Source organism: Propionispora vibrioides, assembly GCF_900110485.1.
Lineage (GTDB): Bacteria > Bacillota > Negativicutes > Propionisporales > Propionisporaceae > Propionispora > Propionispora vibrioides.
On sequence record NZ_FODY01000003.1, the window covers coordinates 137,974 to 160,486 of the forward strand.

The following is a 22,513-nucleotide window of genomic DNA, read 5'->3' on the forward strand; positions in this document are numbered from 1 at the left end:
ATCAGTCCTCCCCCTTTTCCCCGTCCGGCGCCGTAGCGTCCGGCTCGCCGGCGGTCCCCCGTTTAGCGGCAGCGGCCGCCATACAGTCATGCTCCAGGTCATCCCGCCAGTACGTGGAATTCTCATAATTCTTATCCCAAACAATCGCTTTCGTGGGACAGGCTTCAATGCACAAATCGCAATATAAACACCGTCCTGACAAATAGTGGTATTTCGTCAGGTGTTTCTTTTTATCCTCCCCCACGGCAGTGCCCAGATCAATGGCCCGATTCGGGCAGCTCATGGCGCACAGCCCGCAGGCAATGCACTTTTCTACCGACAAATCCAGCACGCCACCGCGAAAGCGCGGCGACAGGGGCAGTTTTTCCTCCGGATATTGAACGGTGACTTTTTTACCGACAAAACGTTTCAGGGTAATCCCCATCCCCTTGAGCAAGCCTTTGCCCTGCATGGCATATCCCTCCTAGTGCTCCGCCAATTTTAAAGAGTGTAAGTTAGTGAAGCACTAACTCCACAACCTGTAAACAAAAATTCCGATTCCTGTTACAACCATATTGGCCAAGGCCAGCGGCAAAAGTATTTTCCAGCCAAAACTCATCATCTGGTCAATCCGGAAACGGGGAAAGGTCCAGCGAAACCACATGAATAAGAAAATCATCAGACCTACTTTGATAAAAAACCATAGCCAGCCCGGCAGGAACGGCCCGTGCCAGCCGCCAAGAAACAAGGTGGCGGCAATGGCCGAGGCGGCCAACAGGTTGGCGTATTCCGCCAGAAAGAAAAAAGCCCAACGCATGCCTGAATACTCGGTAAACGGGCCGGCAATAATCTCCGACTCCCCTTCCACAAGGTCAAAGGGCGCCCGGTTGGTCTCGGCCGTGGCGGCAATGACATAAATGACAAAGGCCACCGGTTGCAGCACAATAAACCATATATTCTGCTGGGCGGCCACAATATCACTTAACCGCATGGACCCAACCAGCATGACAATACCCAGTACGGAAAAGACCAGCGGAATTTCGTAGCTTAACATCTGAGCCACCGTCCGCATGCCGCCAATCACGGCGTATTTACTGTTGGAAGACCAGCCGGCCATGAGAAAGGGCAAAGTCGACTGAGCGGAAATAGCCATAACAAATAAAATACCAATATTCAAATCGGCCAGCACAGCTCCGTCATCAAAAGGAAATACAGCATACACGGTTGCCGCCGGCAAAAACAGCACCACCGGTGCCAGCATCCACATCCAGCGGTCAACACCGCAGGGAATAATGTCCTCCTTGCTTAACAGCTTAAGCATATCGGCAAAGCTCTGCAGCATACCGGCCGGCCCTACCCGGTTCGGGCCAAGGCGGACCTGCATGAAGGCGCTGATCTTACGTTCGGCATAAACCAACACCAGGGCGGCAGTAAAAATAACACCGAAAATACCGGCAATACCCACCAGACCAATAATAAAATCCACAACATCAGGATAAGGCAGGAACAGCGTCAACACCTCCCGGATCATTGCCGAGAGTCTGGCAAGTCCCAGTAACTCAGTCATAAAAGTCTCCTCCCCTACTACGAACCTGTATTCAACAGTCTACCTCACCCATCAGCGGGTCCAGCGTAGACAAAATGGCCACCACATCGCCGATTAAGAGTCCGCGGCATAGTTCATCCAGGGCGTGCAGGTTGATGAAGGACGGGCGGCGGATATGTACACGGTACGGCTTGGTGCTGCCGTCACTGACAATATAATAGCCCAACTCACCCCGGGGATTTTCAATCCGGTGGTACACATCCCCCGCCGGTGGCTTGATTACCCGAGCCATTTTGGCCTTCACCGGCCCTTCCGGTAAACCGTCCAGCGCCTGCCGGATAATCCGGGCGCTTTGTTCCATTTCCTGCATCCGGACCATGTAACGGTCCCAGTTGTCGCCCTGCGTGCCCAGGGGAACGGCAAAGTCAAAACGGTCGTAGATCCCGTAAGGATCAACCTTGCGAATATCGTAATCCACACCGGAGGCCCGGAGCGACGGTCCGGTCATGCCCAGCTCCAAGGCCCGGGGCGCGCTGATTTTGGCGTAGCCTTTCAGACGGTGCATAAAAATTTCATTACCGCTGATCAGGCCGTGATATTCTTCCAGCAACGAGGGAAATTCATCCAGAAAAGCCCGTGCCGCCGGCACAAATTCGACCGGCAAGTCTTCCGCCACCCCGCCGATGCGGATATAATGAAATGTCATGCGGGCGCCGCAGACCATATTAAATAAGTCCAGTATCTTTTCGCGGTCCCGGAACCCATAAATCATACCGGTAGCCGAACCAAAATCAATGGCAATGGTGCCGAAGAAGATCAAGTGACTGGCAATACGGTTAAGTTCAGCCATAATTACCCGGATATATTCGGCCCGTTCCGGTACTTCCACGCCCAGCAGCTTCTCCACCGTCTGGCAATACCCCAGATTGTTACCCATGGCCGATACATAATCCAGCCGGTCGGTGTAAGGCAAAAACTGGGGATAGGTCCGGCCCTCGGCCAGCTTTTCAATACCGCGGTGCAAATAGCCCATTTCCGGGGTAGCCCGCACCACCTGTTCGCCGTCCAGATCCAAGATCACCTGCAAAACACCGTGGGTACTGGGATGGACCGGTCCCATATTGAGTGTGTATACTTCTGTTCTTGGCATATCCTTCACCTCACACTTCTTGGCCGGCTGCTTTAAAATCTTTACGCAGCGGATGCCCGGTAAATTCCGCCGGCAATAAAATACGCTTGAGCTGGGGATGGCCGGTAAAGGTAAGCCCCAGCAAATCGTAAATCTCCCGTTCCTGGAAATTGGCGCCCGGCCAAAGCGGCATCAGGGATGGAAAAGCCGCTTCCTCCTTGCTGCAGCGCGCCTTAACGGTAAGCATCTGGCGGCGGTGACAGGAATAAAGATGACAGACCAGTTCAAAATACTCGGGGTAGTCCACAGCCGTCTCATTGCTCAGCAGGGTGAACTGATAGTCCGCGTCCTCTTTCAACCAGCGCAGCAGCTCCAGCAGCCTGTCCTTAGCAATCACCAAGGCGCCGCTTACTCCCTCACCGTTCACCTCAGTCGCCGGGGCAAAGCGGGCGGCCAGCTCTGTCAGTTCATCCTTGGTCATCATTTGTTTAGTCATGTTGATCCCGCCTTGCCACTTCAGGATGACGAATCTTCTTTTTCAGTTCCAGCAGGCCCTGAATAAGAGCCTCCGGCCGCGGCGGACAGCCGGGAATATATACGTCCACCGGGATAATCTTATCCACGCCGGGCACAACGGTATAGGACGAATCGACAAACGGCCCGCCGGCATTGGCACAGTTGCCCATGGCAATAACGTACTTTGGTTCCGGCATTTGCTCATACAGCCGCTTTAACGGCCCCGCCATCTTCCAGGTCAGCGTACCGGCCACAATCAAGAGATCAGCCTGCCGGGGCGACGGACGAAACACCTCGTAGCCAAATCGGGCCAGGTCAAATCTGGCCGCTGCCGCCGACATCATCTCGATGGCACAGCAGGCCAAACCGGAGGTAAGCGGCCACAGCGAGTTGCTGCGGGCCCAATTCAGCACCTGTTCAATCGAAGTGACGATAATATTTCGTTCCAATAAAGAATCAGGTTTTGCCACCGCATCTTTTATTTCCACTCCAAAGCCCCCTTTTTCCAGGCATACCATAATCCAAGCGTTAAAATGGCCACAAAGATAATCATTTCTACAAAGGCAAACAAACCAAGCTGCTGGAACTGGACGGCCCAGGGATATAAAAACATCGTTTCCACATCAAAAACGACAAACACCAAGGCATATAAATAATAGCTTGCTTTAAACTGAATCCACGATTTGCCGATGGGATCGATGCCGCATTCATAGGGCAGCGACTTTTCCAGGCCAGGTTTACGGGTCTGTACCATGGCCGAAGCAACCAGGCCGCCAATGGGAACGACCAGCGCAATCAGGATGAGTACGCCAATTAAAGTATAATCCTGTAACATAACCATCCTCCCTTTCGTTATTGAGCAAAAATTCAATCATTTTAGCTTAAACAACACTATCTTGGGTTAGTATGACACATATCTGCAAAGCTAGTCAGCGACCCCACAGGTTGGCCCTCGAAAACCACCGGTTGGTTCACACTATGCATCCTGACGAATCTTTTGCCATGCGAAAAATTCTCTCGCTCTGTCGACAGGCCCATTCATACAGCAGCGTCTAGACAAATGTTCACTTTTTCACTTACTTAGTTACCATCCCTCCGGTCAATTGTTCAAAATTTCACTTATACCATAAAAAAATAAAGAGAGCGTAAAAATGACTAAGTAGATGGTACCATGTTTCATTTTATAATTCAATACTTTGCCAGCAGGAATTGAACATGTTTTTTGAAAGAATACTGATTAATTCATACTGTATACAGTATTTGCATCGCCATACTGGACAAAGGTGCAATATAGTTAGATTGAACTAATCTGCTTTTACAACCTTCGGTATATGATTATGATAATCGATCTTCCCTACTTTGACTGTGATTAGCATCACAACATGTCTGATACTGCAAAAATATAACGGATTATCCTATCAAACAACAAGCTGGATATTTACAATATTTATCAATCAATTAAATCATATCACGTTCTGCCATAACTGACAACCGCTTCGCCCCGTCCGCAATTGCCAATGCAAAAACCCTGCAGCAGAAACGATGTGATATGCTTCTCGCTGCAGGGTTTTCCGTTAAGGAACCTTGTTGCTGAGCAGTTTCCCTCAGCCTGCCGACAGGCAGTAGTTACCTAATCGTTCAGCCGGAGTTTGGCCAGGGCATCAGCCAGGGCCGTATTAAGCGGCTCCTGAGTGGTTTTCTTCTGCTCTTTCAGATAGACCGCTACCTCCCGTTTTGAACTTTTATCCTGCTCTTTATTCTTCCGTTCCTGAAAAGCGGTTAATTTTTCCCGGTAACCACAGGTACAAACAAACAACCGGTTTTCCTTTTCGCCACGTAGCTCCAGCTTTTTATGACAGTTGGGGCAGCGGGCATTGGTCGTTTGGGAAAGGCCCTTGCGATAACCGCAGTCCCGGTCCTGGCAAACCAGCATTTTCCCTCTTTTTCCGTTGACCGCCAGCAGATATTTGCCGCATTCCGGACATTTGGAACGGGTCATATTATCATGGGTAAAGCTTTCCTGACTGTCTTTAATCCGGCCGACAATCAGCCCGGCATACCGTTTCATTTCCTGTACAAAGTCTGTTTTGCTCAACGCCCCCTTGGCGATGGCGCCCAGCTTTTGTTCCCATTGGGCCGTCAGAGCCGGTGACTTCAAATCGTCCGGTACCAGTTCCAGCAATTGTTTTCCCTTGGATGTCAGGAAAATATCCTTTCCTCTTTTTTCCATCAGAAAACTATTAAACAGCTTTTCGATAATGTCAGCCCGGGTCGCCACCGTCCCCAGCCCGCCGGTTTCACCGATCGTCTTTTTCAGACTGTCGCTTTCCTGATTCATATAAGCTACCGGATTTTCCATCGCCGAAAGCAGGGTTGCTTCGGTAAAGCGAGCTGGCGGTTTGGTTTCCCCTTCGGTCGGGATCAGTCGGCCAACCGGTAAGACAGCACCTGCCGCAAGCTGAGGCAGCACTTGTTCCTGCTCGTCGTCCGCATCTTCTTCGCCTTCCAATTGACCGCCATATAGCTCCTTCCAACCGGCAGCCTGGATCACCTTCCCCCTTGCAGTAAAGGTCTCACCGTTAAGTGATGCCTTTACCGCAATCTGTTCATATTCAAACGGCGGATAGAGCACAGCCAAAAAACGTTTGATCACCAGATCGTAAATTTTACGCTCCTGCTCACTAAAATCCTGGAGTGAGACAAATTGCTCGGTGGGAATAATCGCATGGTGATCAGACACCTTGCCGTCATCAACAAAGTGGCTGTTCGCCCGGATAGGCCGTTTCAGCACAGCAAAAGTCGCCTTGGTATAAGGACCGACACCGCAGGCTTCCAGTCGTTCCTTGAGCGTCTCCACAATATCGGAGGAAATATAACGCGAATCGGTCCGGGGATAGGTCAGCACCTTATGACTTTCATACAGCCTTTGGGCAATAGACAGCGTTTCTTTGGCGGAATAGCCAAAGGCCTTATTGGCGTCCTGCTGCAATTCCGTCAAATCGTACAAGCCCGGTGCATAGGCCTTTTTAGCTTGCTTAACCACCTCAATGATTTTCATGGTTTTATTTGCAAGGCCGGCCAACAGGTTGTCTCTGACTTCTTTTTGAAAGGTTCGGGGCTCGTTGGTTTTGCCGTCGCGCCAGATCAGCCGGACGCCACCGGCCACGGCCGCCAGCCCGTAATAAGGCCGGGACTTAAAGCGGGCAATCTCCACCTCTCTGGTAGCGATCATCGCCAGCGTCGGCGTTTGGACCCGTCCGCAGGACAGTTGGGCATTATATTTGCAGGTCAGCGCTCTGGTAGCGTTTATTCCGACAAGCCAGTCAGCCTCAGCCCGGGCGGCTGCCGCGGCGTACAGGCTCTCATAGGCCTTGCCTGGTTTCAAACTGCCAAAACCGTTCCGGATAGCTTTGTCAGTTACCGAAGAAATCCACAGGCGTTTTACCGGCTTGCGGCTGCCGGTCTTTTCCAGAATCCAACGGGCCACCAGTTCTCCTTCCCGTCCGGCATCGGTGGCAATTACCACTTCGCCAACATCCTTGCGCAGTAATTGTTCTTTGACAATACGAAATTGGCGGCTGCTTTGCCGGATAACCACCAGTTTGGCTGTCGCCGGCAGCATCGGCAAATCCTCCAGACGCCAGGACTTGTATTTCTCATCATATTCTTCGGGATCGGCCAGTGTCACCAGATGCCCCAGAGCCCAGGTAATCACATGCCGCTCACCCTCCCAATAACCTTTTCCCTGTTTATGGCAGGCAAGCACCTTGGCAATGTCCCTGCCCACCGAAGGTTTCTCCGCCAATACCAGTATTTTGCTCATATAGCTTCTCTCCCTTTTATCCGCTGCTGCTCGTAGGAAACCACTGATTTATTCACACCACGCAGTCTGGCGGTCTTTTTCCGCCGGCTGCATCAGCAAAACCTTGAAATAGGAACCGCTATTCCTGCGCGCTTCCTTGCCAGCCGAAGAAATCTCTCGCCAGGCTGGCAGGATCATTAAATCAGCGGTTCCCTAGACAGCATGTCCAAAAAGCCTTACAGCTACACCGTCTGTAAGGCTTCTGAGCTTTATTCTATTACTCGCCGTATAATTGAGCCCGTTGCTTCTTTACTTCCCCGTCTTCCAGGTATTCTTCATAGGTCATCCGCCGGTCAATGATACCGTTCGGCGTGATTTCAATAATCCGGTTGGCAATGGTCTGAATAAACTGGTGGTCATGGGACACAAACAGCATGGTTCCATCAAAACTGATCAGGCCGTTATTTAATGATGTGATGGATTCTAAGTCCAAGTGGTTGGTCGGCTCATCTAAGAGCAGCACATTGGCCCCGCTGAGCATCATTTTTGCCAGCATGCAGCGCACCTTTTCGCCACCGGAAAGAACATTGGCGGCTTTCAGGCTTTCCTCACCGGAAAACAGCATCCGGCCTAAAAAGCCCCGGATGAAGGATTCTTCCTGATCCTGGGAAAATTGGCGCAGCCAGTCGACCAGCGACAGCTCGACGCCGTCAAAATAGCTGGAATTATCCTTAGGGAAATAGGCCTGTGAGGTGGTAACCCCCCATTTGAATTCCCCGGCATCGGCTTCCAATTCACCCATCAGAATTTTAAACAACGTCGTTTTAGCTAAACCGTCCGGTCCGACAAAGGCGATTTTATCGCCCTTGGTTACCAGAAAGCTGACATCGTTCAGCACGGTTTCCGCGTCAATCGTTTTCGACAAACCTTCCACCTGTAAAAGCTGCGCTCCCGCTTCCCGTTCCGGCTTAAAGGCAATATAGGGATACTTGCGGGACGAAGGCTTGATATCTTCCAGCGTCAGTTTTTCCAGTTGTTTTTTCCGGGAAGTGGCCTGCCGTGATTTGGAAGCGTTGGCGCTGAACCGCTGAATAAAGCTTTGCAGTTCCTTCGCCTTTTCTTCCCTTTTCTTATTGGCGTCTTTCGCCAGTTGCAGCGCCAGTTGGCTGGATTCCAGCCAGAAATCATAGTTGCCTACATATAATTGAATGTTTTCAAAATCAATATCAGCGATATGAGTACATACCTTATTCAGAAAATGCCGGTCATGAGATACGACGATGACGGTATTGGGAAAATCGTAGAGAAAGTCTTCCAGCCAGGTTACCGACTGGATGTCCAGATGGTTGGTCGGTTCGTCCAGCAGCAGGATGTCAGGATTGCCGAACAATGCCTGCGCCAACAGTACCCGCACTTTTTCCTTGCCGCTCAAATCGCCCATCTTCTGATAGTGGAGCGCTTCGGGAATGCCCAGTCCGTTAAGCAGGCGGGCGGCTTCCGAGTCGGCATCCCAGCCGTTGAGTTCGGAGAATTCACATTCCAGTTCCGACAGCTTCATGCCGTCCGCCTCGGAAAAGTCGGCTTTGGCGTACAAGGCGTCTTTGGCTTCCATAATTTCATACAGCCGGGCATGGCCCATAATGACTGTTTTCAACACTTCATATTCGTCAAATTCATAATGGTTCTGCTTTAGCACCGCCAGCCGTTCACCGGGAGTGATGCTGACTTCACCATTGGTCGGATCAATCTCGCCGGACAGCACCTTTAAAAAGGTTGATTTGCCGGTGCCGTTAGCCCCGATCAAACCATAGCAATTGCCTGGCGTAAACTTTATATTCACATCCTTAAATAAGATACGTTTGCCAAATTGTAATGTTAACCTGTTTGTACTGATCATGTATGTAACCCATCTTTCTTTATTGTTTTTATAACATCTGATTTTACCATGTCTGGCCCGATTAGTCCAGGAAACTACTGGCTTAATGATCTCTCGACCTAGCGTTAAGAAATTAAAGACTGGCAGCAGTCCTGACGCACAGTTTTCAGGCGTGTCCTCAAGAACATATAAAAAACCGGGAGCGTCACCACTCCCGGTTGGTTGTTGGGGTTAGTTACTTGCTATAGGTCTGCACATAGTCAGAACCAAGTAACTCATACATCTTCAAATGCCGGATCACTTTTCCTACTTGGGTACGATTTAAACCATCGACATGTTCGACACCAATCGCATCTTTAATGATGTTCTTGATTTCAAACCGGTGATACCCAAGAAAAGTTAAGCGGCTAAGCAGATGCGTAATCGTTTTCTGCTCCATAATCCCTTTCCTCCATGAACTTAAATAGGTAATTCATAACGCTGCGCCAGCGTCATCAGCCGCAATTACCCTTGGGACTATTACCAACATATACTGAAATAGAAGATACAGGCAACTCACACTAGTACTCTTTTTTACATGTCGCTGTAAAACAGCCTGGTGAATAATCTCCTTATTATAATAGCATGAATTTTTCATTATTGTCAAATTTTAAATTCCTGTTAAAAATAGCAGCATTTTAAAAAGAAACAATTGACAGCGGCCAGGTACGGTGTTACAGTTTCTATGTAATTATAAGAATCACAACTTCCTCGTTAGGTGAGGCTCCTGTATGAACACAGGCCACTGCCCGGAAATGTCGAAAGACGCCAATGGGTAGAACAGGTATTACCGGCATAAGGTTTTACTTAAGGTGGCTGAGCGCAGCGCATTTTGCTCTACGTTATACAGTGCCAAAGCTCAAACGAGTGGGGAGGTCAAGCGCCGCTTTTGCTGCGCCTTTCTTTGCTGTCAGCATGACCTTCCCGTACGGGAAGGTCATTTTTTATTGTATAGGAGGTGGTATGTATGGACGATGGCCCTAATCCGGCGCATATACTATTTTATTTGCCGTCAAAACCGGTACACGGCAAAGCACGAAAAACTACATTAGGATGTGATGACTATGGCCGTTTTTTCTTCCCACATACCCACCCGCCGCTTCGGCTTACTGGATCTCGCAGTTATTATTTTTGTCTTTTCCCTGCTCTATTCGCTTGTACGCTTAAGTTCCGGCATGGCCGTTCCCTTTTCGCCGGAAACACAGCTTGATCTTTCGTCTAATCCGGCCGATCTGCCGTACTATGCCGGCCGTTCTCTGCTGCGTATGTTTTTAGCCTATGGCGCCTCGCTGCTGTTCACCTTGCTCTATGGCAGCCTGGCCGCAAAAAACCGGCTGGCTGAAAAAGTTTTGATTCCCTTATTGGATATCTTGCAATCCATCCCGGTGCTCGGTTTTCTGTCCGTTACCATTACCATGTTCATCGGTATGTTTCCCGGCAGTCTCTTAGGCGTGGAGCTGGCCTCCATCTTTGCCATCTTTACCGGCCAGTGCTGGAATATGACCTTCAGTTTCTACCATTCCCTTACCACCTTACCCAAGGACCTTAAGGAAGCAGCTACCATGCTCCGTCTCAACCCCTGGCAGCGCTTCATTCGCCTGGAGGTTCCCTTTTCGATGATCGGTCTGGTCTGGAACAGCATGATGTCCTTTGGCGGCGGCTGGTTCTTTCTGGCCGCCAGCGAAACCATCACGGTGCTCAATTCCAGCATCCAGCTTCCCGGCATCGGCTCCTTCATGGCCGCCGCCATAACCAACGGCGATATGACAGCTTTGGTATATGCTATGGTAACCATGGTACTGATGATTGTGGCTGTGGACCAGCTTTTCTGGCGGCCCATCGTCGTATGGTCCCAAAAATTCAAAATGGAACGCACCGCCGCTAAAGAGGTACCTTCCTCTTTCGTTTACGATCTGCTGCAACGCGCCATTTTCATAGCCTGGCTGCGCAAGTACCTGTTGACCCCGCTTTGCAGTGTGATATATAGCTATGGGAGCCGCTTTGTCGCCTTTGGCGGACACACGGTCCGGCAAGCCGGGCGATTCAAACTATTTTCCGTGCTGCGCTCAGCTTTCGCCTACGCCCTGGCCTTGGGAGCCGTTTATTATGTAGTGCAGGAAGCCTATGCCGGTTACCAAATGCTGGCCTCACTCGGCACCGAAGAATTAGGGAATCTCTTTGTTTTCGGTCTTTACACACTAGGCCGGATTATTATCGCCACGCTTTTCGGATTGCTCTGGACCGTGCCTGTCGGTGTCTGGATTGGGACCAATCCCCGCCTGACCAAACTGTTTCAGCCTCTTGTGCAAATCGCCGCCTCCTTTCCTGCCAATATGCTCTATCCCTTCATTGCCGTATTTTACCTGCGCCATGAGGTAAATTTCGAATATGGGTCTATTGCCCTCATGGCTCTCGGCACCCAGTGGTATATCCTGTTTAATGTCATTGCCGGTGCCACCACCATTCCCAACGACCTGAAGGAAGCGGCCGTTCTCTTTAAACTGTCCAGCCGTCAGCGCTGGAAAAAGCTTATTCTTCCGGCTATTTTCCCCAGCCTGATCACCGGCTGCATTACTGCTACCGGCGGGGCCTGGAACGCCAGCATTATCTCCGAACTGCTTACCTGGAAAGAAAACCAGTTGGTCGCCACCGGTATCGGCAGCTATATCAGCCAAGCCACCGCCAGCGGCGACTGGCCGGCCATCATCGGCGGTATTGTGGTTATGTGCGTCTTTGTCATTCTCATGAACCGTCTGCTGTGGAGACGCCTGTTCCAGCTTTCCGAAACCAAATATCACTTAAATTAAGGGGGGATTTGCCATGAATAAAAAGGTATTAATTGAATTAAATCAGGTTCAAAAGAAATGGGATGGCGGCAGCAGCAATGCCGGCGTCCCGGTATTATCCAATATCAATCTGTCCATTTATGCCGGGGAGTTTCTCGCTATCTTGGGACCGTCAGGCTCTGGCAAATCCACCCTGCTGCGCATTATCGCCGGACTCACTCCGGCAAGTTCCGGCAAAATCACTTATCTCGGACTGGAATACCAGGGCGTAAATCCCGGCGCCGCCATGGTGTTCCAGTCCTTCGCCCTGTTTCCCTGGCTGACCATCTTAGAAAACGTGCTGGTCGGCCTGGATTCCAAGGACTTGCCGGCCAACGTAAAGAAAGAAAAAGCTCTGGCAGTCATTGATATGGTTGGCCTGGATGGCTTTGAGAATGCTTACCCCAAGGAACTGTCCGGCGGTATGCAGCAGCGGGTAGGACTGGGGCGCGCCCTGGTCAGTGACCCCGATGTGCTGCTGATGGATGAGCCTTTTTCCGCCCTGGACGTCCTGACGGCGGAAAACCTGCGTCGCGACATTCTGGAGCTGTGGCGGGAAAATAAGATCCCGACAAAATCAATCATTATGGTAACGCATGGCATTGAGGAAGCCGTTTATATGGCTGACCGCATTCTGGTTGTGTCCGGCAGCCCGGCCGGCATTCACACCGATATGCCCATCACGCTGCCTCACTGGCGCGATAAGAATGCTCCAGCCTTTATCAGCCTGGTCGATACTTTATACTCTTTAATGATGAAACGCAGCGACACCGCCCCGCGCAACACCGTCACCATTGAAAACAAAGAAATCACCCTGCTGCCCCGTGTCTCCGCCGGCGCACTAACCGGGTTTCTTGAACTCCTGGAGGACCTGAATGAAAAAACCGATCTGTACAAATTAGCAGACCGGTTTATGATGGACAGCGAGGACTTTTTCCCGATCATCGACGGAGCTACGTTACTGGGCTTCGCCAAAGTCGTGGACGGTGATATTGAACTGACCCCCGAGGGTATCCGGTTTGCCCAGGCTTCGGTCCTCGAACGGAAGGAGCTGTTCCGGGCCCAGCTTGTACAGTATGTCCCGCTAGCCGGTAAGATTTTGGCTATCCTGCAATCCAAATCCAATAAACGGATGAACATTGAATTTTTCGAGGACGTATTGGCCCGTTCCCTGCCTGCCGCCGAAATCCCCCTATTGCTGGACATCCTGATTGCCTGGAGCAGATATGCCGAGCTGTTTGCTTACGATGAACAGAGCCGCCAGCTTTTTGCCGAAAGCTAAAAAACATCAGCTTTATCCGTTTTTTCCAGTTTCAGCCTTGTAAAAATGCTTCTGCGGCCCTGTTCTTACTCCCGGCAAGCAGCGTAGCGCTGGTAACAGCCGTGAAAGGCGCCACGGTAATTAAGCCGAAACTGCCAATCATCGTATTTAATATTTCGGCTGCAATATAATTTAAGTTCAATATATTCAGCACCGGTGTTCCTTGCGCCACAAACACCATTAACAAGCCAATGTAGCCGCCGGAATAGGCCAGCAGCAACGTAGTACTCATCGTTCCCAGCACAGTGCGTCCGACATTTAGCCCCGCTTTCATAGCTGCCGCCTTACTAATGGCCGGATTGGCCTCAATCACTTCATACACTGCCGAGGTGATATCCACCGCAATGTCCATGACCGCTCCTGATGAAGCAATGAAAATGCTGGCAATAAATATTTCCGTCAGATTAAGCTGAAAGCCGGTATATAAAAGACTTTCGGAATAGTCCATGACCGCACCATGAATTTTCGACATGCTAACAAAAATAATAGCCAACAGAGCCGTCAGTCCGGTTCCTAACAGCGACCCCAGCGTGGCAGCAATAAACCGCCGGTCAAAACCATATACCAATATGATAATGACCGTTGTCAGTATGGCCGTAATCAAAAGACCGCACAAAATGGGCTGGTATCCTGCCAGCAAGAAGGGGATCAACATTTTCCAAATGCAAAGCACGGTAAACAGAAAAGCCAAAATAGCCCGCACACCAATCCAGCCGGCCAGCACAATCAGCAGCAGCATAAACGCCCCGGCCAGAAACAGCTGATAATTAAGCCGGTAATGGTCTACCATGGATATTTTATAGACCCCCTGGCCCTGTACACCGCCCACCGTAACCAGCGCAATATCCCCCGCCCGATACTGCTTGTCGGTCCCTAACGACCCGGAAAGCATATTCATGGCCTCGGCAACCGTTCCTTTATAACGGCCATCCAGCAGTTCAACTACACATCGTTGTTCGCCATAGGCAACAATTCCGGCTCGCTGGATGCCGTTGTTGTTTACGGATATCACGCGGGCTTTCGAGGTTTCAAACTGACTATACACGGGATTTACAAACCGGTCGGGCAGCACAATCAACACAAGCACAGCCAGCAAAACCACGGCTGTCGGTATAAATGATTTGGAAGCAACACATTTGTTGTAATATTGTTTTATCATAATTATTAACCTCGCAATAGCAGTATATAAAGCTGCGCCTGCCTTCTTTCAAGCCGAAAGGCGGCAGGCGCACTTTTTAATTATTGCAAGCCTACAAGAGCTTTAATCCTTTTGCTGATATCGGTGTTATCATAGAATCCATTGAAGATATCCTGCCCTGTCCCCAAGGCGTATACGGCAACCGGAAGCCCAGTATGAGCCGTTGAGGTCCAGCCAAGTCCTGACCGGCTATTCAAGATACGGGTGATAACAATCTGGAAGGGCTCATGTTCATACATGCTGTAAGTGGTTTTGTATTCCTTATCGCGATGGCGCTGTTCATAAGGAATCATGCTTACGGCATACGCGTCACGCAACTGCGTAACTTCCCTAGCAGTCAAAACCAACGATTGATCCTTCAGGCCGGCGGCCTCAGGATCGGTAGGCAGCACTAAGCCAAACAGGCTTTTTACATCGTCCATGGCTGTTTCAAAGGGGACTTGGTTGTTGCGGTATTGTTCTACATATTCATCGGCGAACTTTTTAAACGAGAGCTTCTGATTTTGCAGTAAATAGAGATACGTATCATATTGCGTCCCGTTATAGCCCATGGTGAAACCGCCCGTTTCATGATCACCAGTCACCAAGATCAGCGTTTCTTTAGGGTGCTGCCGGGCAAACTCTACAGCCACATTAACGGCCCGCTCCAGGTCTTTCACTTCCTGAATGGTCGTATAAGCGTCGTTGGCATGGCATGACCAGTCAATTTTGCCGCCTTCGGCCATAATAAAGAAATTATTCTTTTCACCTAGAACATCAATGGCTTTTTGTACATAATCGGCAAGCGCCAAATCGCCGTAATTACGGTCAATATTATAATTGATAGCCACATCACCGGGATTATCCAAAACAGGATTAATGGCAATTGTTTTGCCTGACCGGGAATTCAGCGCCTTAATATCCTCATAGGTATTGGCTACATGATAGCCGGCTTGTTTTGCCAAATCGATCAAATGGGTTTGATTGTTTGTTTTGCCAGTAGGCTGTTTAAAGCTGCCGCCGCCAAAAAAATCAAAGTTGCTTGTTATCAAATCCAGTCCAATTTCATAGAAACTGTTCCGGTTAGGCAGATGCGCATAAAAACCGGCCGGTGTTGCATGATCAAGCGAAACACTTGTCACAATGCCAATCTTATAGCCTGCTTGTGACTTTAACTGTTCGGCAATCGACGCTACACGATTATTATAAGGATCAACGCCAAGGGCGCCATCTAAGGTCTTTACACTGCAGGCAATGGCTGTCGCTGCTGAGGCCGAATCGGTAATAAACTTGGAAGCATCATAGGTTGTGGCGGCACCAACCACAGGAAAACTAACAAAGGAAGGCATTTCTGCCTGTGGAATATTTTCCCGCGTAGGCTTGGCTAAGGTTCCAACAAAATTATGATCAATCGTTCCATTATAATGGCCCAATGCCGTAGCCTGGGGGAAACTCATGCCGTCGCCGATAAATAAGAAAATATATTTGGGGTTCACGCCTGTCGGATCTGCGTTCGTCTTAGCAATGCTGGATATTTCATAAGCAGTCTCATTGTCGGATCGTGCAGTTGTTGGCGAGTAGCCTGCGATAAAGCTAATACAGAAAAAGATTGCTACACAGACAGCCACTAACTGCAAGGGTAAATGTCTCTTTTTAAACATAAACTCTATCCTCCTCTAAAGATGGCTCAGCCCACTTTCTGACTGAAAGTTGCTATTGCCTGATCTTACATGAACCTGCTCCCTCCTTGTCAAATTACTTGGCAAGCACAACTCACCATCAGCCAGCCGAATATCCGATTGTCCGGGGGAAACAATGATTTTATCCTATAAACAAGCACCTTGCCTGAACACTCTCTTGATCGGCAGAGATATGAATTGGTAAAATTATACATTTTCATTATAATACATCCCGCTTTTATTGGGAAGTTATTTGTTTTTTTAATATTAAGAATATTTATTAAACTTTGTTTCCGTATGAAAAATAACACAATAAAGAGTCTCCCGCCTTTTTTAGACGGGAGACTCTTTATTGTGTCAGGCAGCTCCAGGGAGCTGTCCCTCTTACGACTCTGTTTTCCCCGGCAGATTATCCCGGGGATTTGCCGCCGAGCAGCGACGTATGAATAACAATGGGGTCCATGGGCTGAAAGCGGGTATCCTCTAGCCGCTTCAATTCATCACGGAGCCGGTCATGCTGCTCCTGCAGAATGGTCTTGGTATACGTATATTCATCAAGCTTGGACAAGGCATTGGTAATTTCATGTATCTTTTCTTCGTACTCCCTGTGTAGCCGTACGATTTCCAACCCTGTTTTCACATGTTCGCCCCCTATGCTCCGGACAAAATCTGGTAATATTATGTCCGGATTATGGGCCTTCCTATGCAATAAGCCTACAGAGGAAATTTATGGCTGAGCCGAAATTGCGAGCAGCTTTTCAGCTTTAAAACAGGCGGATAATGACGAGGCTATTTTTCGCAAACCAAGGCGGAGGAAGGAGACATACCGAACGTATGCCGACTGACGACAACGAAGGATTGTGGAAAATAGACCGTCAGTATTTACTGGATTAGGACTGACAAGTTGCTAAACTGACCGTCGGTAGCTCTTCCTGCAGCCCGGCCAAACGCCGGTAGGTGTCCAGCCGTTCCATGGCATCCGCCTCGGTCTTGGCAAACAGCAGCTCTGCCGCTGACGGGAATTGTTTTTGCAAGGCCGAATAACGGACTTCACCCAGCAGGAACTCCCTAAAATTCAGGCTCGGCGTCTTGGAGTCCAACCGGAACGGATTTTCTCCCACTGTTTTGCGCCGCGGATCGAAACGGTACAGCGCCCAGTAGCCGCTGTCCACAGCCCGCTTGGCTTCGAGCTGGCTGCAGCCCATGCCGGCTTTCAGCCCATGGCTGATGCAGGGAGCATAGGCAATGATCAGCGATGGACCGGGGTAGGCCTCAGCCTCGGCAATGGCCTTTAAAGTCTGATTCTTATCGGCCCCCATGGCAATTTGCGCCACATAAACGTAACCATAGCTCATGGCGATCATGCCCAAGTCCTTCTTTTTGGTCTGTTTGCCGCCGGCGGCAAACTTGGCAATGGCGGCGGCCGGCGTCGCCTTGGACGACTGGCCGCCCGTATTGGAATAGACCTCGGTGTCAAAAACCAACACATTAATATCTTCGCCGGAAGCCAGCACATGGTCCAGTCCGCCAAAACCGATATCATAAGCCCAGCCGTCACCGCCGAACAGCCACTGGGAACGTTTTATCAGATAATCACGGTTTTGCTCAATTTGATCAAGCAGCGGCTCGGTTCCCCGCACCGCCTGCAGGCAGGCCAGCAGGCGGTCGGCCCTTTCTCTTGATCCTTCGCCTTTTTCCCGGTGCTCCAGCCAGGTGGCACAGGCTGCCCGCCATTCCTCGCCCAGCTCCAGTTTACCGGCCGTCCGGACAAGCTGCGCCAGTTGGTCGCGCATTTGCTTCACGCCTGTCAACATGCCCAGACCAAATTCGGCATTATCTTCAAACAGGGAATTTCCCCAGGCCGGCCCGTGTCCCCGGTGGTTGACCGTATAGGGAACAGAGGGTGCGCTGCCCGCCCAGACGGAAGAACAGCCGGTAGCATTGGCCACCATCATCCGGTCGCCGAACAACTGGGTTACTAGCTTGGCGTACGGCGTTTCCCCGCAGCCGGCGCAAGCACCGGAGAATTCCAGCAGCGGTTGCTCGAACTGACTGCCCTTCACGGTAAGCGTGTTAAGCGGGTTAGGTTTTACCGAAAGGCTTCCGGCATAGTCCCAAAGCGCCTGTTTGTCGCTTTGGGTATCCAGCGGCTGCATAGTCAGCGCTTTCTGTTTAGCCGGACATACCTGGGCGCAATTGCCACAGCCGGTGCAATCGTACTGGGAAACCACCATGGAGAAGTACAGGTCCTTGCGGCCCGTCATCGGCAGTGCAGCAAAAGCTGCGGGCGCCGCCTGTTGTTCCGCTTCGGTCAGCAATACGGGACGGATGGCAGCATGGGGGCACACGTAAGCGCATTGATTACACTGAATGCACGCCTCCGGCAGCCAGACCGGCACATCAATAGCAATGCCCCGTTTCTCATAGGCCGCCGAACCCATGGGGAAAGCACCGTCCTCCAGCCCTTGGAAGGCACTGACCGGCAATTTGTCGCCCTCCTGCCGGTTCATAGGAATCAGGATATCCTTAATAAAGGCGGGCAGCGAACCAGCTTCCTCTTGCCGGTCTTCGGCCCACTGCCAGTGAGTGGGGACAGCGACCTGGCGCAGGGCCTGAACCCCCTGGTCAATGGCGGCATGGTTCATCTGTACTACCTTGTCGCCTTTGTGCCCGTAGGAGTCAATAACCGCTTCCTTCAGGTAACGGACCGCCTCCTCCACCGGAATAATCGCGGCAAGCTTAAAGAAAGCAGCCTGCATGATCATGTTGATCCGCCCGCCCAGGCCCAGTGCCCTGGCAATACCAACGGCATCAATCACATAAAAGCGGATGTTTTTCTCAAACAAATAGCGTTTCATGGCCGCCGGCAACTGCATCTCCAGTTCTTCCGCCGTCCAGGTGCAATTCAAGAGGAAGCTTCCCCCCTGCTTCAAACCCTCCAGCAAACTATACTTATCGACGTAAGACTGATTGTGGCAGGCGATAAAGTCAGCTTTATGAATGAGATAGGAAGATTTTATCGGCTTTTTGCCAAACCGCAGATGCGATATGGTAACCCCGCCGGATTTTTTCGAATCATAGGCAAAATAGGCCTGAGCGTACATGTCAGTGCGGTCACCGATGATGGAAATGGCGCTTTTGTTGGCACCCACCGTACCGTCGGAGCCAAGCCCCCAAAACTTGCAGGCCTTGGTGCCAGGTGTACTGGTGTCGATATCCGCTCCTTCCGGCAGAGAGGTATTGGTCACATCGTCCACAATGCCCACAGTGAAACGGTCCTTCGGCTGATCCTGTTTCAGATTCTCAAAGACGGCCTGGATATGAGAAGGAAGCACATCCTTGCCGCCCACACCACAGCGTCCGCCCACAATGAGCGGCTGTTGCTCCCTGCCGTAAAAGGCCGACTTAACATCCAAATAGAGCGGTTCAGCCAAGGCGCCCATTTCTTTCGTCCGATCCAGCACGGCAATCCGCTGTACCGTGGCAGGGATGTATTTAAAGAAATGCTCCAGGGAAAATGGCCGGTATAGGTGAACTGTCAGCAACCCAACCTTCTCGCCCCTGTCATTCAGGTAATCCACCATTTCTTCAATGACCTCGCACATCGACCCCATGGCAATAATCATCCGGTCGGCATCGGCGACGCCATAATAGTTGAAAAGATGATACTCCCGGCCGGTCAGCTTATTGATTTCTTCCATATATTCTTCCACTATGGCCGGCAATTCCTGATAGAAGTGATTGGATACCTCGCGCTGCTGAAAATGAATGTCCGAATTCTGCACCGTTCCTTTTAATACCGGATGATCAGGATGCAGGGCACACCGCCTAAAATCCTGCAATGCCTCCCGGTCGAGCAACTTCGCCAGGTCCTCATAATCCAGCACTTCTATTTTCTGTACCTCATGGGAAGTCCGAAAACCGTCAAAGAAATTAAGGAATGGTACCTTCCCCTTGATGGCCGCCAGATGCGCTACCGCCGCCAAATCCATAACCTGCTGCACACTGCTTTCGGCTAACAAAGCAAAACCTGTCTGCCGGGTGGCCATAACATCGGAGTGATCCCCAAAAATACTGATCGCATTGGCTCCCACCACGCGGGAGCTGACATGAAAGACGCCCGGCAACAACTCACCGGCAATTTTATACATATTGGGGATCATTAACAGCAGCCCCTGTGACGCCGTATAGGTCGCCGTCAGCGCCCCTGCCTGCAAAGAGCCGTGCACGGCACCGGCGGCTCCACCCTCGGACTGCATTTCCAGCACCTTAACCGTCTGGCCGAAGAGATTCTTTTTGCCGTTGGCTGCCCATTCATCCACATGCTCCGCCATATTGGAGGATGGAGTAATGGGATAAATGGCCGCTACATCAGTAAACGCATACGAGATGTAGGCCGCCGCCGTATTTCCGTCCATGGTTTTCATTGGTTTTGCTTTGTTTGTCATAAAACCTTCTCCCCCTGTTTTAGTCTGTCAGACATACAAAACGCCCCTGTTCAATATAGCATTGAACAGGGGCGCATTTTGGCGCGGTACCACCCTAATTTTTACACTCTAACGATCGGTCCATCAACCGACTCCCGGCTAACGCCCGGGCGGCGCCTCTGTCTAATCCTTACGGCAACACCGTAATTTTCGTCAGAAGAGTTCATGGGGGATTTAATCGGCAATATGTCCGCGCCGGTTCGCAGCTTCTCCGGCTCTCTGGGGCGGCTTTCCTACTACCTTTGTTCCCAATCATCACCTTTAACAGGCTCTATGTAATTGAAACGGCTTTGGGATAAATTATTGCATTTTTTAGCCATTCTGTCAATAACCTTCCACTGTCTTTAGACAAACTTTTTTATCCAGTGTAGTGACATGTTCACAGTTTAGCTAAAGGACGCAGGATAAATTTTCATCTGCAAGGCGGAGGAGTGAGGCATAGTGGTTCCTACGCCGATTGACGACAACGACGCAGATGGAAATTAGACAAGTAATTCAGCGAAATGTGAATGTGCCACTACACTAGTACATACGAACATCCTGACAAAATAAAAAGAGAAGGTTTTACCCTTCTCTTTTATCAAAGCGACCATCCTTATAAAGTTCCGACCTGAAACAATACAAAATGCTCCTTTACTTACTTACAAACTCGTTACTTTCTTACAACCGAAAACAAACCTATGTGGCATCAGTCTTACATCCGAACACAAACTTACTTACCTGACTCATTCATACTTTCCGGAAACCAAAATCGTAAAACAAAAAACACTACCCAATTGACTCGTAACTCCGTACACAAAGCGGAAAACTCATGCTTGCAATACCAGTTTAACCTAAGTCTTTATAAGGATGGTGCTTGTTTATAATATACCATACTTAAAACCAGAAAGCAATAGTAAGAATAACCGTTTAAAAAAAATAATCATTATTCTTCCTCGTTGAAATAGACCTTATAAAAGTGCATACCTTTTGCTTCGTCATAGCCCCTTTCGATGTAACCGCCCGCATCCTGTTCGGCAGCGGCCGGCTTGATCTTGATCTCAATATCGGTATCCAGCTTGATCAGATTCTTGAGCTTTCGTTTGGTGGTCTTAACCGCCTGATCGGATATGGCAAAGGAGGCAACTGTCGCCAGCCCCTGATTTAGCTCATACATTACCTTGTGCTCCTTAAACCGTTCGATCAGTTCCGGCTCTTTTACCACCGCCTGAGTAAAGTCGTCCAAGTCAAAGGACTGGTTTTGGTCAAAATACGCCACCGCCTCATTGACAAACATTACCTGGTCCTTCTTATCAGCCTGGTACAGAGAGCCATAGACCGATTCAGCAAAATCCCGGCATAGATTCAAATGATTCTGCGTATGGAAATAATCATTTTGCACATCGGTCAGACGCAGAAACTCATCCTTCCAATAGGCAGCCTCACTATTCTCGCGGTTCACCGTATCGACAATGGCCACACGGTAACCGTCAACCGATTCGATATTAAAAATGAGCGCCCCTTTGTCCAGCTTTTTAACATTAATGCCCCGGTCAGCCAGCAACGACATGCCCTGAGACCGTTGGCTGACTTTGAGATAGTTCTCCTTATTTTCCGTCTTAAACAGGCCCACCGCATCAACCGTCTTTCCTTCCACCAGACAATCGGAAAAATAAGCCACATAAAATTCACCGCCCTTAATCTGGGGATGACCTGACTTTTCATACAAATGCTTCAAAATATGAACAGACTGTTCATAAAACACCGCGGGATTAATAAATATCCGGCTTACATACATATACAGCTCATGCAAATGAATATCGGCCTCGTGGAAAAATTTATATAATACTTTTTCCTTAAAGGAAGAAAAGAAATATTTCAACAGCAGTTGTTCAACCTGACCATCGGTCATATCGTACAGGCCGGGAGCAATGACAATGCCTTCCTCCCGCTGTTTGTTGCCGACCCGGTGTACAACAAGCTGCGCCATCTGTGCTTTCGACATATCCAACATATTCTATGGCTCCTCTTTGTTCAGTTCCAATCACCTGTTCTATTCTACCAAACCTGACGATAAATAACCATCCTTGATTATCCCTTTCTCTGCTTTTTGTGGTATGATGAATAAGTACCCTAGGGAACCGCTGATTAATTCATG

General features: G+C 49.9%; 16 protein-coding genes and 1 riboswitch. Of the genes, 2 read left to right on the plus strand and 14 right to left on the minus strand.

Annotated features, from left to right (window positions below; all coding sequences use genetic code 11):
* Window position 1: 1 nt before the first annotated feature.
* The 9 genes from BMW43_RS04000 to BMW43_RS04040 all read right to left on the minus strand — a co-directional run bounded on the left by BMW43_RS04000 (window position 2) and on the right by BMW43_RS04040 (window position 9,287).
* Window positions 2-451: a NuoI/complex I 23 kDa subunit family protein gene (locus BMW43_RS04000; RefSeq protein ID WP_091744116.1), complete on the minus strand. Its 450-nt coding sequence runs from the start codon at window positions 449-451 to the stop codon at window positions 2-4.
* 54 nt (window positions 452-505) lie between these two features.
* Window positions 506-1,546: an NADH-quinone oxidoreductase subunit NuoH gene (nuoH, locus tag BMW43_RS04005; RefSeq protein WP_091744117.1), complete on the minus strand. Its 1,041-nt coding sequence runs from the start codon at window positions 1,544-1,546 to the stop codon at window positions 506-508.
* A 31-nt stretch (window positions 1,547-1,577) separates the two neighbouring features.
* Window positions 1,578-2,675 (minus strand): NADH-quinone oxidoreductase subunit D, encoded by a 1,098-nt coding sequence (locus BMW43_RS04010; RefSeq protein ID WP_091744240.1) that lies wholly within the window; start codon window positions 2,673-2,675, stop codon window positions 1,578-1,580.
* Window positions 2,676-2,685: 10 nt separating this feature from the next.
* Entirely contained in the window at window positions 2,686-3,150 is a 465-nt protein-coding gene (locus tag BMW43_RS04015; protein ID WP_091744118.1) for an NADH-quinone oxidoreductase subunit C, read from the minus strand.
* On the minus strand, window positions 3,143-3,658 hold the full coding sequence (locus tag BMW43_RS04020; protein ID WP_091744119.1) for an NADH-quinone oxidoreductase subunit B: 516 nt from the start codon (window positions 3,656-3,658) through the stop codon (window positions 3,143-3,145). Before BMW43_RS04020 ends, BMW43_RS04015 begins: the two co-directional genes overlap by 8 nt.
* Window positions 3,649-4,005, minus strand: coding sequence for an NADH-quinone oxidoreductase subunit A (locus BMW43_RS04025; RefSeq protein WP_091744120.1), 357 nt, complete (start codon window positions 4,003-4,005; stop codon window positions 3,649-3,651). The genes BMW43_RS04020 and BMW43_RS04025 overlap by 10 nt, the downstream gene beginning before the upstream one ends.
* A gap of 795 nt (window positions 4,006-4,800) precedes the next feature.
* Entirely contained in the window at window positions 4,801-6,993 is a 2,193-nt protein-coding gene (locus tag BMW43_RS04030; protein WP_091744121.1) for a DNA topoisomerase III, read from the minus strand.
* Between the two features lie 256 nt (window positions 6,994-7,249).
* Window positions 7,250-8,869: an ABC-F family ATP-binding cassette domain-containing protein gene (locus BMW43_RS04035; RefSeq protein WP_091744122.1), complete on the minus strand. Its 1,620-nt coding sequence runs from the start codon at window positions 8,867-8,869 to the stop codon at window positions 7,250-7,252.
* Window positions 8,870-9,083: 214 nt separating this feature from the next.
* Complete coding sequence (locus BMW43_RS04040) at window positions 9,084-9,287, minus strand: hypothetical protein (protein ID WP_091744123.1); 204 nt, start codon at window positions 9,285-9,287, stop codon at window positions 9,084-9,086.
* 303 nt (window positions 9,288-9,590) lie between these two features.
* A riboswitch (M-box (ykoK) riboswitch) is annotated at window positions 9,591-9,766 on the plus strand.
* Between the two features lie 185 nt (window positions 9,767-9,951).
* Here BMW43_RS04040 and BMW43_RS04045 point away from each other — a divergent pair.
* Together BMW43_RS04045 and BMW43_RS04050 are read left to right on the plus strand one after the other, a co-directional pair.
* A complete protein-coding gene (locus tag BMW43_RS04045; protein ID WP_091744124.1) occupies window positions 9,952-11,694 on the plus strand; it encodes an ABC transporter permease in 1,743 nt (580 codons plus the stop codon).
* Between the two features lie 13 nt (window positions 11,695-11,707).
* A complete protein-coding gene (locus tag BMW43_RS04050; protein ID WP_091744125.1) occupies window positions 11,708-12,994 on the plus strand; it encodes an ABC transporter ATP-binding protein in 1,287 nt (428 codons plus the stop codon).
* Window positions 12,995-13,025: 31 nt separating this feature from the next.
* Here the strand turns inward: BMW43_RS04050 and BMW43_RS04055 are convergent, their stop codons facing one another.
* The 5 genes from BMW43_RS04055 to BMW43_RS04075 all read right to left on the minus strand — a co-directional run bounded on the left by BMW43_RS04055 (window position 13,026) and on the right by BMW43_RS04075 (window position 22,369).
* On the minus strand, window positions 13,026-14,192 hold the full coding sequence (locus BMW43_RS04055) for a YibE/F family protein (RefSeq protein ID WP_091744126.1): 1,167 nt from the start codon (window positions 14,190-14,192) through the stop codon (window positions 13,026-13,028).
* Window positions 14,193-14,272: 80 nt separating this feature from the next.
* Window positions 14,273-15,871, minus strand: coding sequence for an alkaline phosphatase (locus BMW43_RS04060; protein ID WP_091744127.1), 1,599 nt, complete (start codon window positions 15,869-15,871; stop codon window positions 14,273-14,275).
* 427 nt (window positions 15,872-16,298) lie between these two features.
* Complete coding sequence (locus BMW43_RS04065; RefSeq protein WP_091744128.1) at window positions 16,299-16,529, minus strand: hypothetical protein; 231 nt, start codon at window positions 16,527-16,529, stop codon at window positions 16,299-16,301.
* Window positions 16,530-16,779: 250 nt separating this feature from the next.
* Window positions 16,780-20,337: a pyruvate:ferredoxin (flavodoxin) oxidoreductase gene (nifJ, locus tag BMW43_RS04070; RefSeq protein WP_091744129.1), complete on the minus strand. Its 3,558-nt coding sequence runs from the start codon at window positions 20,335-20,337 to the stop codon at window positions 16,780-16,782.
* A 964-nt stretch (window positions 20,338-21,301) separates the two neighbouring features.
* Entirely contained in the window at window positions 21,302-22,369 is a 1,068-nt protein-coding gene (locus tag BMW43_RS04075) for a nucleoid-associated protein (protein WP_091744130.1), read from the minus strand.
* Between the last annotated feature and the right edge of the window lie 144 nt (window positions 22,370-22,513).

What these genes read in the sequence shown, in the direction of transcription:
- BMW43_RS04075 (WP_091744130.1), bottom strand. Translation starts at nt 22,369, where the DNA reads ATGTTGGATATGTCGAAAGCACAGATGGCGCAGCTTGTTGTACACCGG.
- BMW43_RS04040 (WP_091744123.1), bottom strand. Translation starts at nt 9,287, where the DNA reads ATGGAGCAGAAAACGATTACGCATCTGCTTAGCCGCTTAACTTTTCTT.
- BMW43_RS04015 (WP_091744118.1), bottom strand. Translation starts at nt 3,150, where the DNA reads ATGACTAAACAAATGATGACCAAGGATGAACTGACAGAGCTGGCCGCC.
- nifJ (WP_091744129.1), bottom strand. Translation starts at nt 20,337, where the DNA reads ATGACAAACAAAGCAAAACCAATGAAAACCATGGACGGAAATACGGCG.
- BMW43_RS04010 (WP_091744240.1), bottom strand. Translation starts at nt 2,675, where the DNA reads ATGCCAAGAACAGAAGTATACACACTCAATATGGGACCGGTCCATCCC.
- BMW43_RS04060 (WP_091744127.1), bottom strand. Translation starts at nt 15,871, where the DNA reads ATGTTTAAAAAGAGACATTTACCCTTGCAGTTAGTGGCTGTCTGTGTA.
- BMW43_RS04055 (WP_091744126.1), bottom strand. Translation starts at nt 14,192, where the DNA reads ATGATAAAACAATATTACAACAAATGTGTTGCTTCCAAATCATTTATA.
- BMW43_RS04000 (WP_091744116.1), bottom strand. Translation starts at nt 451, where the DNA reads ATGCAGGGCAAAGGCTTGCTCAAGGGGATGGGGATTACCCTGAAACGT.
- BMW43_RS04050 (WP_091744125.1), top strand. Translation starts at nt 11,708, where the DNA reads ATGAATAAAAAGGTATTAATTGAATTAAATCAGGTTCAAAAGAAATGG.
- BMW43_RS04035 (WP_091744122.1), bottom strand. Translation starts at nt 8,869, where the DNA reads ATGATCAGTACAAACAGGTTAACATTACAATTTGGCAAACGTATCTTA.
- BMW43_RS04045 (WP_091744124.1), top strand. Translation starts at nt 9,952, where the DNA reads ATGGCCGTTTTTTCTTCCCACATACCCACCCGCCGCTTCGGCTTACTG.
- BMW43_RS04030 (WP_091744121.1), bottom strand. Translation starts at nt 6,993, where the DNA reads ATGAGCAAAATACTGGTATTGGCGGAGAAACCTTCGGTGGGCAGGGAC.
- BMW43_RS04025 (WP_091744120.1), bottom strand. Translation starts at nt 4,005, where the DNA reads ATGTTACAGGATTATACTTTAATTGGCGTACTCATCCTGATTGCGCTG.
- nuoH (WP_091744117.1), bottom strand. Translation starts at nt 1,546, where the DNA reads ATGACTGAGTTACTGGGACTTGCCAGACTCTCGGCAATGATCCGGGAG.